The organism is Flavihumibacter solisilvae, from assembly GCF_000814475.1.
GTDB classification, from domain to species: domain Bacteria; phylum Bacteroidota; class Bacteroidia; order Chitinophagales; family Chitinophagaceae; genus Flavihumibacter; species Flavihumibacter solisilvae.
The window spans coordinates 39,878-52,344 of record NZ_JSVC01000018.1 but is presented as its reverse complement, the minus strand read 5'-3'; the positions used below and the strand labels follow the sequence as shown (position 1 = coordinate 52,344).

The following is a 12,467-nucleotide window of genomic DNA, read 5'->3' as shown; positions in this document are numbered from 1 at the left end:
TAATTCATTTCGTAAATACCTGCAGCACTACTGTGGCCTGGTCGGCCATCGAAATACTGTTTCCGCCTACCTTGTAATCCAGCCGGTTCACCCGGAAGGTTCCGTCGAACTGGTAACCACCATTCTTTGCAACCGCCTTAAACGGGATATCAATGTCCCGAGTCACATCTTTTATCGTGAGTTTCGCATGCAGTACATATGAGCCCTTCTCCTTTCCTTCCGTAACCTTTTCACCTTTAACGTTGATCTTCGGAAAACGCGCCACATCAAAATAGTCATCGGAACGAAGATGCCTGTCGCGCCTGGCTATCCCGGTGTTGATCGAATTTACATCCAGGCTCATCTCGAACGCCGAGGCTTCCGGCTTTGCCGGATCAAAACGCACTTCACCCTGCAGTCCTTTGAAACTGCCGTCGACCGTTACACCGAAATTCTTGATAAAGAACGACACCTTCGACGACTCATCAACGGGATGCATCGCCTGGGCCATACAGGTGTTCCTGCACAGTGTGAAAAGTAGTCCCAGGACAACGAAAGTTGCTTTCATGATGTTGATTTCGTTCTGCAAGGTAGATTGTATCCGCGAATCCTGTGCCAATTACCCCCATGCCCATGCGAAAAGCCCGGTGCAGCTATTTGGTTCAATTCCTCTAGATTTACAAAAAAAATCGACATGCAGGTTCCGACGATGGCTGAGCTTACTGCCAGTGGTGAAACTCCCGAAGTGCTTTTCTGGGTTGGTTGTGCGGGTAGTTTTGACCAGCGTGCCCAGCGGATCACAAGGGCGTTTTCCTTGATCCTGAATACCGTTGGGGTAAAGTTTGCGATCCTCGGAAAAGAAGAAATGTGTACCGGCGATCCCGTGCGCCGCGCAGGAAATGAATTCATGTTCCAGATGATGGCCTACCAGAATATCCAGGTCCTGAATGGTTATGGCATCAAAAAAATTGTGACTACCTGTCCACACTGCTTCAATACCCTGCAGAATGAATACGCCGAACTGGGCGGGCATTACGAAGTGATTCACCACGCCACATTTTTACAGCAGCTGATCGATGAAGGAAGGATCAGGATGAAAGAGAACGGGAACTTCAAAGGCAAAAAGATCACGTACCACGACAGCTGCTACCTGGGCAGGGCGAATGGCATTTACGAAGCACCAAGAAAAGTATTAGAGGCGCTCGACGCCGAACTCATAGAAATGAAACGCTGCCGCTCAAAAGGCTTATGCTGCGGGGCCGGCGGTGCGCAGATGTTCAAGGAGGAAGAAAAAGGAACTACCCGCGTTAACTGGGAACGTACCGATGAAGCACTGGATACAGGAGCTGGCATAATAGCATCGGCCTGTCCTTTCTGCAATACCATGATGACTGACGGGGTAAAGACCAGGGAAAAGGAAGAAAATGTCCAGGTCCTCGACATTGCAGAACTGATTGCAGCCAGCCTCAGCTGAGCAACCAACGCATCAATATATGAGACGTTATTTTCTGGCATATGCCTGGAAGCTGTTGCTGCTCCGGGGCATCATGGCAACCTTATTTGCACTTGTCGCTATATTCCTTCCCGCCATTGCCTTTTCAACGCTTATCCTCCTGTTCGGTGCCTGGCTCATTTTTAACGGCATCCTCACCATTATCGGCGGCATCCGGTCAAGGCACGAAGACCCCCACTGGTGGATCGCGCTGCTGGCCGGACTGGTCGGACTCCTGCTTGGTATCTATACCTACGCCAACCCTATTGTCACCGCAGCAACAATAATGATCCTGATTGGCATCTGGTCAATTTTAATCGGTATTGCCGAGATCATTTTTGCCATCCGCATCCGGAAAACCATCGAAGGGGAAGGCTGGCTGATTGCCGGCGGGGTAATTTCCGTCATTTTCGGCTTGCTGTTACTTGCCAATCCCATCCAGGGAGGTATAACCCTGACACTGCTCCTGGGAGTATATGCGCTCATAATGGGACTCTTTTTCATAATCCTTGGCCTCCGGATCCGGAAGATGGCGAATAAGCCCTAAATAGTACCTTTGCCGGATGAATCTGGCTTATAAAAACTTGTTACCGGAAGATTTTTCTCCCGGATCGCGCGTATGGATCTACCAGTGCAACCGTCTCCTTAGTATGTCCGAAGTGCTCGAAGCTGACGCTATTCTCCAGGAATTTGTCGCCCAATGGAACAGCCACGGCGCCCCCGTGAAGGGATTCGCCTCTATTTTCTTTGGACAGTTCATCATCGTTATGGCTGATGAAGATGTTACCGGTGTCGGGGGCTGCAGCACGGACAGCAGTGTACGGGTCATCAAACAGCTTGAACAAAAATTCCAGGTCAACCTGTTCGACCGGCAGCTGCTGGCTTTGGTAGTAAAGGATAAAATCCAGCTATTACCGCTTGCCCAGCTTAAACCTGCAGTCGACAACGGGTTTGTTACGGGAGACACCCTGTATTTCAACAATACTGTTCCCACAAAAGCTACGCTGGAAGAAAAATGGATCATTCCTGTCAGCGAAAGCTGGCTGGCGACGCGACTGGACCTTACCGGGAAAGCAGCTATATAAGAATCTAAAACTGCAGGCTGAATGCCGTTCCTTCGCCCGGGGCAGATTGCACCTGGATAGTGCCCTTATGCAGCATCATAATCTGTTTGCACAGGCTAAGCCCGATGCCGCTGCCGGTCTTTTTGGTACTGAAGAATGGAATGAAGATCTTATCCATTACTTCCTGCGACATTCCTGCGCCATTGTCGGCCACTTTGATTACCGGCCTGCGGCTACTGGAAACGGAAGCAGATAGAATGACGCGCGGCTGGTCGGCATCTTTCACGGCATCCATGGCATTTACCATCAGGTTGATCAGCACCTGCTCCAACAGGTTGGGGTCTGCTTCAAGTACGAGTTCAGGTTCCCGGATGATCACTTCCAACTCGATCTTTTTCTGCTCAAAGGTCGGCTGCATAAGTTGTTGCAGGTTTTGAAACAGGTCCACGATGTAGATCTTCTCCACATTCAGCTGGGTGATCTTGTTCAGGTTCCGGTATGTTTCCGCGAATCGCAGCAAGCCCTCGCTCCGCCGCTTGATGGTTTCAATGCCGAGGTCCAGGTCTTCCAATGTACCATTGGGGTCATCGATCTCTCCTGCCGCCACATGCAGCCGGTTCTTCAATGTATCCGCGAGCGATGAGATCGGCGCCACTGAATTCATGATCTCATGCGTCATTACATTCAGCAGTTTCTGCCACGCCTTTGATTCTGTTTCATCGAGGGCCTCGTTCACATTCTGGAATGCAATCAGTTTATACTGGCGGCCATCCGTTTGAAATCCCGTGCAGGAAACCAAAACTTTGAATGTCCCTTTATCATTATGCGCAGTAGCCAGCTTCGATTCGCCGGGCCGCAGCGTGGTGATTGATTGGTACAATCCTGCATCCCTTCTCTCCATGCTGTTGACGGTCTTGAGATAGGGCAACTGAAGCATTCGCTTCAGCGATTCATTCATCCACACCACCTGGCCGTCCTCCATATCGTATGACAGGATCCCGGTATCTACGAGCTCGAGGATCTTCTGCACGTACTGGTACTGCGTTTCCTTCTCTTTACTGATTACTTTGAAAGTAGAGTTGATCTCGTTGAATCCATGCCGCAAAGGCTGTAACTCTGCCGGCGCATGCTTCACATCAAAGTAACGGGAGAAATCGCGGTAGTGGACCGACTCCACAAACTGGTCCAGTTCATCCTGCGCCTTACGCTGGTAACGGTATAAGTCTGTCAGCTGCCAGGCAATCAATGGAAGAATGAGAAAAAGATATTTGTACTGCTGGTGCACCACCAGGAAGGCGGTACCACAGAGTACTGCAAACAAGAGCAGTACTTTCAGGAATAACCTGTTCTCTCCTTTTTTAAATATCATATTTGCTGAGTCTACGGTACAGGGCGGTCCGCGTCAATCCCAGTTCCCTGGCGGCGCGGGTGATATTGCCATTGTGCTTTTCTATCACTTTAAGGATGGTGTTCTTTTCGATATTGCTGAGTTTCATTTCATCTGGTTCATCATTTGCCGCAGTGGCAAATTCGATCGGCGAAAACAGCAGGTCTGCAGCCGTCAGCTCTTCGCCTTCAGCCATGATCACGGCACGTTCAATGGTATACTGCAGCTCCCGTACATTCCCTGGAAATGGATATGTCATCAGCTTGTCAATTGCCGATGCATCGAAAGGCAGCTGTGGTTTCATGTATTTACGGCAATACATGTTGTTGAAATGTTTCGCGAGCAGCATAATGTCCTTCCCTCTTTTACGAAGCGGCGGCATAATGATCTCGACAGTATTGATCCGGTAAATCAAATCCTTCCTGAACCGTGTTTCATTGGCGAGTTCTGCGATCGGCAGGTTGGTTGCGCAAACCAGTCTCACGTCAACAGGCACAGGTGTATTTGAGCCGAGTCTCGTTACCGTCCTGTTCTGCAGAACGGACAATAATTTAGCCTGTTGCTGCAGGCTGATGTTGCCAATTTCATCGAGAAATATTGTTCCTCCATTGGCAGATTCGAACCGGCCGGCCCTGTCCTCACGTGCATCTGTAAACGCTCCTTTCTTATGACCAAACAATTCGCTTTCAAACAGTGAGTCTGTCAGTGCGCCCACATCCACTTTTACGAATGGTTTATCGGCCCGCAATGAATGCTGGTGAATGGCTTTTGCGATCAGGTCCTTCCCTGTTCCATTCTCACCAAGAACAAGAATATTGGCGTCTGTCGGTCCCAGTTTTTCGATCTTGTAGAAGATCGCCTGCATGGTTTCCGACTCACCGAGAAGTTCGTTTCCGATGATCGTGGTATTGTCTGTCGTGCGTTCCGAAGATCCCGAGCCCTCCCGCTTTTTAAGCACCTCCTTGATGGTACCGATCAGTCTGTCGTTATGCCAGGGCTTCACCACGAAATCTGCAGCGCCATCCTTAAGTGAGCGTACCGCCAGGTCCACATCACCGTAGGCGGTGATCATAATAACGGCAGCATCCGATTTCAGTTCCTTGATCTTCCTGAGCCAGAACAATCCTTCGTTCCCTGTATTGATGGAACTGGTAAAGTTCATGTCGAGCAGTATCACATCGAACTTACGGGCGCTGAGCAGGGTCTGGAGCATCTGCGGGTTCTTCTCTGTTACCACGTCTTTTACTTCTGTTTTCAACAGGAGGCGAACTGCGGTGAGCACGTCGGTATCGTCGTCGATCACCAGTATGGAGGCGTTCTTAAGTGTCATAAATATTTCGCCACAATGATAACATATTCCCCGCACTGTACGTCTCTATCAAAAGCGGACAGTTATTGTATCGAAAGCGGACAGTACCCTTTCTTATCCTGTTCACAGTCCTTTGATTTTCAACAGCTTGAAATATCGGCACGGGGTTTAGCCTTATTGAAACAAATCTAAAAGAAAGGAAACGAAAACTGATTAACCGTGGATAGAGTCATCGCAAAAAAGAAATGGTCAACTAAAAAGATCCTCACCATCGCAGGAGTAACAGCACTGGTTGCATTACTGGCCGGCAGTTATTATTTCACTTCGGGCAAAAGCCGACTGAACGTGGATACAGAAAGGATCACGATAAGCGAGATCAAAAAAGGGATCTTCCAGGAAAATATCCCGGTTAACGGAATCGTTCTTCCTGTTACCACCATCTACCTAGATGCAACGGAAGGCGGAAGGGTTGAAGAAAAATACGTGGAAGATGGTGCGATCATGACGAAAGGCCAGCCGATCCTGCGCCTCAGCAATACAGACCTTGAGCTAAGCCTGTCGAACCAGGAAACCCAGGTATTCAACGTATTGACCCAGATGCAGATCTCGAAGAACAACGCCGACCAGAATACCATCACCCGTCTGAACCAGATGGCGGAAGTGGATAACGCAGTTAAAGAAGCTGAACGCGTGTATAATGTGAACCGCAAACTGTACGCCCAGAAAGCGATCGGTTCACAGGAATATAAATCCTCCGAAAACCTCTGGAACTACCAGAAAACCCGGAAAGACCTTACCACCGATATCCTCAAGAAAGATTCGCTGAGCAACCGCCAGCAGATCGCCCAGATGCAGCAATCATACGAGCGCATGCAGAACGCGCTCCAGTTGATGCGCAAAAAGGTTGGTGACCTGGTGGTTCGTGCCCCGGTCGACGGTCAGCTTACCAGCCTGGATGCTGAGATCGGCCAGTCGAAGAATAAAGGCGAAAGGCTGGGACAGATTGATGTACTGAGTGGATTTAAAGTAAGGGTGGACATTGACGAACACTATATTTCAAGAATTTTTACAGGTCTTAACGGTTCTTTCACATTTGCAGGCAAGGACTATCGTCTCACCATTAAAAAGGTTTATACCCAGGTGGCTAATGGCAGGTTCCAGGTCGACATGGAATTTGAAGGAGAGGTTCCAAAAGGTATTCGCCGCGGACAGACACTACAGATCAGGCTTGCATTGAGTGATGAAAAACAGGCATTGCTCCTTCCCAAGGGCGGATTTTACCAGCAGACTGGCGGTAACTGGATCTACAAACTGAATGATGCAGGAACAGTTGCCTACAAAGTTGATATACAGCTGGGGATGCAGAGTCCGGACAACTATGAAGTACTGAGCGGTTTGCAGCCGGGTGATAAGGTTATCACCAGCAGCTATGAAAACTATGGAAACATGCAGGAACTCATATTGAAAAAACAATAGCCATTAACCATTAAACCTTTTTTATGAAAAAGCTGCTGTTGGAAAACCCATTGCTGAAAATATGCCTGCTGTCGCTGATGCTGGTACTGTTTTCAACGCCCACCCATAGCAGGATTTATTGTGCTGCCAGTGGTGGTGGCTGTCCCACAAAATCGGCAGAAACCGAGGGAAAAATTTCGGAGTCGATTCCGGAAGTACCATCGTCCCCGTTTGTATTATTGCTTTCTATATAACCAACAAATATCACACAACATGATCAAGATCACTGGTCTGGAAAAGATTTACCGCACTGAGGAAGTGGAAACTGTTGCCCTCAACAAATTATCATTTGAAGTTAAGGAAGGAGAATTCGTGGCTGTAATGGGCCCCTCCGGTTGCGGAAAATCCACCTTGCTGAATATCCTCGGACTTCTCGATGATCCCGATGCAGGCAGCTTCCTGTTCAACGGAATCGAAGTAGCAAAATTCAATGAAAGAAAAAGGGCCGACCTGCGCAAACACAATATCGGGTTCGTATTCCAGAGCTTCAACCTGATCGACGAACTGACCGTTTTTGAAAACGTAGAGCTTCCGCTTATCTATACTGGTGTGAAAACATCCGAAAGGAAAAAGATCGTGGAGAATGTGCTTGACAAAATGCAGATCATGCATCGCCGCAATCACTATCCCCAGCAGCTTTCAGGTGGTCAGCAGCAGCGTGTTGCCGTGGCACGCGCCGTGGTGAACAATCCCAAGCTGATCCTGGCGGATGAACCTACCGGTAACCTCGACTCCAGCAATGGTAACGAAGTAATGCAACTGCTTACCGACCTTAACGAGCAGGGTACCACCATCATCATGGTTACCCACAGCGAACACGATGCACGCTACAGCCATCGCGTGATCAGGATGCTCGACGGTCAGACAGTAATGGAAAACATCATGGCATAATACTGCCTCCAACTTACGGTTATGATCTACAGCTATATCAAGATTGCGTTTCGCAACCTGGTCAGGAATAAAGCATTCTCTTTTATCAATATAGCTGGTCTCACGATCGGCATGTGCTGCACGATCCTGATCTTATTGTGGGTTCACAATGAACGGTCGTGGGACAAAAACAACAGTCGTTACGCAGACATCTACCACATATTCTGCAACCGGAATTTCAATGGTGAAATTTCCACCGGCCCGGATATGATGTATCCGCTTGCCGCTGCACTGAAGGCCGATTTCCCCGAAGTGCAGCACGCAGTGGCTGTCAATTTCGGCGAAACGACCCTCTTCACTTCTGGTGATAAGAAACTTAACCGGCGTACGATCACTTCATCGCCGGAACTTTTCGATGTGTTCACGGCAGATTTTATCCAGGGATCGAAGGCTGCCCTTTCCGACCCCGATGCTGTGATCCTTACCGAGTCCACTGCACGCGCCCTGTTCAACCAGGTGAACGTGGTGGGACAACCGATCCGGGTGAACAATGGCCGCGATGCCATTGTAAAAGCCGTTATTAAAGACGTACCGCGGAATTCCACATTGCAGTATGAAGCTGTCATACCTTATAATCCTTCATCAGAACGCGTACTTGAAGCCAGTTCCGATTGGGTGAATTGCAGCAACCGGGTCTTCCTTGCGCTGCAACCCGGCGCAAACACCGCCGCACTTGAAAAGAATATCCTCAAGCTCGTAGCCAGGAATGCAGGTCATGAAAATCCCACTACAAGGGGAAGCATTATCCTGCACCCGATGAGCAAGTGGCGCCTGTATGAAGAGTTCAATGGTGGCCTCAATACCGGTGGTCGTATCCGTTATGTGAAACTCTTCAGCTGGGTGGCAGTGATCATCCTGGTAATTGCCTGTGTGAACTTCATGAACCTCTCCACCGCACGTTCGGAGAAAAGGGCAAAAGAAGTTGGCATCCGCAAAACACTTGGCTCTGAAAGAAAACAATTGCTGTGGCAGTTCCTGACAGAATCATTGCTGCTGACAATCGCGGCATTTGTACTGGCAGTATTCGCAGTATATGCCTTCCTGCCCGGGTTCAGTAAGCTGTTGAATGCTGACATTCTCGTACCGCTCAATGAACCCAGGACCTGGATCCTCGTAGGTTCGATCATTATCTCAACCGGTGTGCTTGCTGGCAGCTATCCTGCATTGTATTTATCCGGCTTCAACCCGGTGAAAGTGCTGAAAGGAACTTACCTGCCTGGCAGGTCTGCCCTGCTTCCCCGCAAGATCCTGGTTACTTCACAATTCATTGTTTCCATTGTACTCATCTCTGCCACGCTTATTATATATAAGCAGATCCACCACGTCCAGAACCGTGACCTTGGCTATAATCCCGATAATCTTATCATGGTCAACTCTTCACGCGACCTCGACAAGAATTTCGAAGCGGTGAAAAACGAGCTTAACGCTACCGGCATGGTAGCTTCTGTAACAAGAACGTCAGGACCTGTAACAAATCTGTTTGGTTTTACGTCTGGTATAAGTTGGGCAGGCGCGCCGGTGAATACGAACCTGGTGATCGGGTTCATTTTCGCCGACAACGGGCTCGCGCAAACGCTGAATACTGCTGTTATTGAAGGAAGGGATTTCCGCCAGGGCGATACGAACACCGTAATGTTCAACAAGGAAGCGATCAGGCTGATGGGACTCCAGCAGCCTGTAGGCAAAGAAATTACCTGGGGTTCAAGGAAGAAAAGAATCGTCGGCATCATCGATAATATGGTCATGACTTCTCCTTACGAAGCACCATCACCACTGATGATCGCATACGAAAATAAATGGTCGGGATACATGGATATCCGGCTGAAAGACAAAGCAGATGTAAGGTCAGCAGTTGCAGCGATCGGCAATGTATATAAACAATACAGCTCCGACTACCCTTTCGAATACAGGTTTGTGGATGAAGCATTCAACGAAAAGTTTGCGACAGAGCAACTGATCGGTAAACTGTCTGTGATCTTTTCAGGTCTTGCCATTTTTGTTTGTTGCCTCGGACTGTTCGGGCTCGTCAGCTTCTCCATTGAAAGAAGGACACGCGAGATCGGCATCCGGAAAGTATTGGGTGCAAACGTCAGCCAGCTGCTGGTTCTCATGTCGAAGGAATTCTTATGGCTGGTTGGCATTGCATTCCTTGTTGCGATTCCCGCATCATGGTGGGCAATGAGCGAATGGCTGACCAATTTCAGTTATCGCATCACTATCCAGCCGGTAATATTCATTGTTGTCGGTGGACTAACCCTGATAATCGCGCTGGTAACAGTAAGCCTGAATGCATCGAAAGCAGCCCTGAGCAACCCGGTGAAGACTTTACGGTCAGATTAAACCAACCATATGCTCCGAAATGATTTCAAACTCGCCTGGAGAAACCTCCTGAAAAACAGGTTTTTCTCGCTCATCAACATCCTGGGCCTCGCCACCGGTCTCGCCTGTTTCATATTAATAACGCTTTATGTTACTGACGAACTCAGCTACGACAGGTACAACGAAAAAGCTTCCAGGATCTACCGGGTAAATTCAGATATCATCTTCGGCACAACTGAGCTCAAACTTGCTGTAAGCTCCGACCCGATGGGAGCAACCCTTAAGAAGGACTACCCGCAGGTCGAGGAGTTTGCCAGGCTCTATACCTCTTCCGGTTCCAAGCTGATCAAAAAAGGCAACGTTTTTATTAACGAGGGAAATGTGGGTCATGCTGACTCCACTTTCTTCCGGGTATTCACGGTGCCTGCAATTTCCGGTAATACAAACACCGCCCTTAACGAACCGAATACGGTTGTGGTTACGAAGTCTGCCGCGCTCAAATATTTTGGCACTACCGATGTGATCGGCAAAACCATCGAGACCAATGACAATAACGGCACCCTTTACAAGATCACTGCCGTAGTGAAAGACATTCCCACCAATTCACATTTCCACTTCGATTTCATTTTCTCAATGGATAATGTCGACTATAATTTCGGCAATTACCTGAGCCATAATTTCCAGACCTACCTGTTGCTTAAAGAAGGTACTGACCCGAAGGAGTTCGATAAGAAATTCATTGAATTTACCGATCGCTACGTGCTGCCCCAGGCGAAACAATTCATGCAGGTGAACAGCATGGAAGAATTCAGGCAGGCTGGCAATAAACTGGAGTATCACCTGATGCCGCTTACGGATATCCACCTTCGTTCCGACCGGGTTGCTGAGATCAGTGTGAATGGCAATATCCAGTACGTATACATCTTTTCTGCAGTCGCCCTCTTTATTCTCCTGATCGCCTGTATCAACTTCATGAACCTGAGCACGGCCCGTTCGGCCAACCGCGCCAAAGAAGTAGGCATCCGGAAAGTGCTGGGTACAGAACGCAAAACACTTATCAGGCAGTTCCTGACCGAATCAACTACAGTGGCTTTGCTGTCACTGCTGCTGGCAATAGGCATCGCCCTGCTGGCCCTTCCCTATTTTAACCGCATTTCCGGAAAGGAAATGTCCTGGACCCTTATGACCACCACAGGATTCCTCCTGTTACTGGTGATTCTTCCCGTAGTTATCGGCCTCCTTGCAGGCATTTACCCGTCGTTCTATCTCTCTGCCTTCAAACCGATCATGGTGCTGAAGGGCAAGATCAACGCAGGAGCAAAACGAAGCACTTTACGCAGTGTGCTCGTAATATTCCAGTTCGCCACTTCCATCATCTTAATTGTAGGTACGATCATCGTTTACCGCCAGCTCAATTATATCCAGAACAAAAAGATCGGGTTTAATAAGGAACAGGTACTGCTGATTGAAGGCACAGGCGCACTGGGCAATAATAACCAGGCATTCCGGAATGAAGTGATGCGAATCGCCGGCGTAAAATCGGTTGCTACAGGCGGATTCCTGCCGGTGTCCAACAGCTCGCGGAACGACAATACATTTTCGAAGGAAGCAGTAATGGATTCGAAGAACGGCTTCAATATGCAGGTATGGCGCATTGATGAAAACTACATCCCCTTAATGGGAATGGAAATGGCTATGGGCCGCAATTTCTCAAAGGAATTCAAGACAGATTCCAGCGCCGTCATCATCAATGAAACCACGGCTTCCATCCTCGGTTACGATAACCCTGTCGGTAAAAAGATCTATACCAGTGATGTCAATGATCCGGCTCAAAGTATCGAGTATAATATCGTTGGGGTGGTTAAAAACTTCAACTTCGAATCCATGAAACAGCAGATCGGTGCTTTATGTTTCAGGCTCGGCGACGCATACTGGGAAACCGCATTCAAAGTGGACCCTGCCAACATGAAACAACTGGTCAGCCAGGTAGAAAAAGAATGGACCAAACTGGCTCCTTCCTACCCTTTCAGTTACAAATTCCTTGATGAGTCATTTAACAATATGTACCGTGCCGAACAAAGGGCCGGCCAGGTTGCACTGAGCTTCTCCGTGCTGGCTATCGTGATTGCCTGTCTCGGTTTATTCGGGCTTGCATCCTTTATGGCAGAACAACGTACCAAAGAGATCGGAGTGCGCAAAGTGCTGGGCGCATCCATGAATAATATTGTCAGCATGTTGTCCCGCGATTTCCTTCGCCTTGTACTGGTATCAGCAGTATTCGCGATTCCTTTATCCTGGTTCATCATGCACCGCTGGCTGGAGAATTTCGCATACCGCGTCAATATCAGCTGGTGGGTGTTCCTGCTGGCTGCCATACTCGCCGTTGTCATCGCACTCCTGACCATCAGTTTCCAAACAGTAAAAGCTGCACTGACCAACCCGGTCGACAGCCTGAGGTCTGAATAATAAACC

General features: G+C 48.7%; 11 protein-coding genes. 8 read left to right on the top strand and 3 right to left on the bottom strand.

The window, feature by feature from the left end:
• Positions 1-4 precede the first annotated feature (4 nt).
• Positions 5-547: a YceI family protein gene (locus tag OI18_RS15910; protein WP_039141719.1), complete on the bottom strand. Its 543-nt coding sequence runs from the start codon at positions 545-547 to the stop codon at positions 5-7.
• Positions 548-673: 126 nt separating this feature from the next.
• On the opposite strand from OI18_RS15910, the gene OI18_RS15905 reads away from it, so the two are divergent.
• From OI18_RS15905 to OI18_RS15895, 3 genes are read left to right on the top strand one after another with little or no spacing between them, the layout of a single operon-like run.
• Positions 674-1,453 carry a (Fe-S)-binding protein gene (locus tag OI18_RS15905; RefSeq protein WP_039141564.1) on the top strand — a complete coding sequence of 260 codons (780 nt, stop codon included), beginning with the start codon at positions 674-676 and terminating at the stop codon, positions 1,451-1,453.
• A gap of 19 nt (positions 1,454-1,472) precedes the next feature.
• On the top strand, positions 1,473-2,018 hold the full coding sequence (locus tag OI18_RS15900) for an HdeD family acid-resistance protein (RefSeq protein WP_039141717.1): 546 nt from the start codon (positions 1,473-1,475) through the stop codon (positions 2,016-2,018).
• Between the two features lie 16 nt (positions 2,019-2,034).
• Positions 2,035-2,556, top strand: coding sequence for a hypothetical protein (locus OI18_RS15895; protein ID WP_039141563.1), 522 nt, complete (start codon positions 2,035-2,037; stop codon positions 2,554-2,556).
• Between the two features lie 4 nt (positions 2,557-2,560).
• Here OI18_RS15895 and OI18_RS15890 read toward each other — a convergent pair whose 3' ends face one another.
• Positions 2,561-3,904, bottom strand: coding sequence for a sensor histidine kinase (locus OI18_RS15890; RefSeq protein ID WP_039141560.1), 1,344 nt, complete (start codon positions 3,902-3,904; stop codon positions 2,561-2,563).
• Entirely contained in the window at positions 3,894-5,252 is a 1,359-nt protein-coding gene (locus OI18_RS15885; protein WP_039141558.1) for a sigma-54-dependent transcriptional regulator, read from the bottom strand. The genes OI18_RS15890 and OI18_RS15885 overlap by 11 nt, the downstream gene beginning before the upstream one ends.
• 198 nt (positions 5,253-5,450) lie before the next feature.
• On the opposite strand from OI18_RS15885, the gene OI18_RS15880 reads away from it, so the two are divergent.
• The 5 genes from OI18_RS15880 to OI18_RS15860 are packed head-to-tail and all read left to right on the top strand — an operon-like array spanning position 5,451 to position 12,461.
• The gene (locus tag OI18_RS15880) at positions 5,451-6,707 is read left to right on the top strand and encodes an efflux RND transporter periplasmic adaptor subunit (protein WP_039141556.1); all 1,257 of its coding nucleotides are present in this window, start codon (positions 5,451-5,453) and stop codon (positions 6,705-6,707) included.
• A gap of 23 nt (positions 6,708-6,730) precedes the next feature.
• Complete coding sequence (locus tag OI18_RS15875; protein WP_039141554.1) at positions 6,731-6,940, top strand: hypothetical protein; 210 nt, start codon at positions 6,731-6,733, stop codon at positions 6,938-6,940.
• A 19-nt stretch (positions 6,941-6,959) separates the two neighbouring features.
• Positions 6,960-7,637, top strand: coding sequence for an ABC transporter ATP-binding protein (locus OI18_RS15870; protein ID WP_039141551.1), 678 nt, complete (start codon positions 6,960-6,962; stop codon positions 7,635-7,637).
• 21 nt (positions 7,638-7,658) lie between these two features.
• The gene (locus OI18_RS15865; RefSeq protein WP_039141549.1) at positions 7,659-10,016 is read left to right on the top strand and encodes an ABC transporter permease; all 2,358 of its coding nucleotides are present in this window, start codon (positions 7,659-7,661) and stop codon (positions 10,014-10,016) included.
• A 9-nt stretch (positions 10,017-10,025) separates the two neighbouring features.
• Positions 10,026-12,461, top strand: a complete 2,436-nt coding sequence (locus OI18_RS15860) for an ABC transporter permease (RefSeq protein WP_039141547.1) — start codon at positions 10,026-10,028, stop codon at positions 12,459-12,461.
• Positions 12,462-12,467: the final 6 nt, after the last annotated feature.

Bases quoted from the DNA above. Each gene is read 5' to 3' on its own strand.
- OI18_RS15910 (WP_039141719.1), bottom strand. From the start codon at position 547: ATGAAAGCAACTTTCGTTGTCCTGGGACTACTTTTCACACTGTGCAGG.
- OI18_RS15905 (WP_039141564.1), top strand. From the start codon at position 674: ATGCAGGTTCCGACGATGGCTGAGCTTACTGCCAGTGGTGAAACTCCC.
- OI18_RS15900 (WP_039141717.1), top strand. From the start codon at position 1,473: ATGAGACGTTATTTTCTGGCATATGCCTGGAAGCTGTTGCTGCTCCGG.
- OI18_RS15895 (WP_039141563.1), top strand. From the start codon at position 2,035: ATGAATCTGGCTTATAAAAACTTGTTACCGGAAGATTTTTCTCCCGGA.
- OI18_RS15890 (WP_039141560.1), bottom strand. From the start codon at position 3,904: ATGATATTTAAAAAAGGAGAGAACAGGTTATTCCTGAAAGTACTGCTC.
- OI18_RS15885 (WP_039141558.1), bottom strand. From the start codon at position 5,252: ATGACACTTAAGAACGCCTCCATACTGGTGATCGACGACGATACCGAC.
- OI18_RS15875 (WP_039141554.1), top strand. From the start codon at position 6,731: ATGAAAAAGCTGCTGTTGGAAAACCCATTGCTGAAAATATGCCTGCTG.
- OI18_RS15870 (WP_039141551.1), top strand. From the start codon at position 6,960: ATGATCAAGATCACTGGTCTGGAAAAGATTTACCGCACTGAGGAAGTG.
- OI18_RS15865 (WP_039141549.1), top strand. From the start codon at position 7,659: ATGATCTACAGCTATATCAAGATTGCGTTTCGCAACCTGGTCAGGAAT.
- OI18_RS15860 (WP_039141547.1), top strand. From the start codon at position 10,026: ATGCTCCGAAATGATTTCAAACTCGCCTGGAGAAACCTCCTGAAAAAC.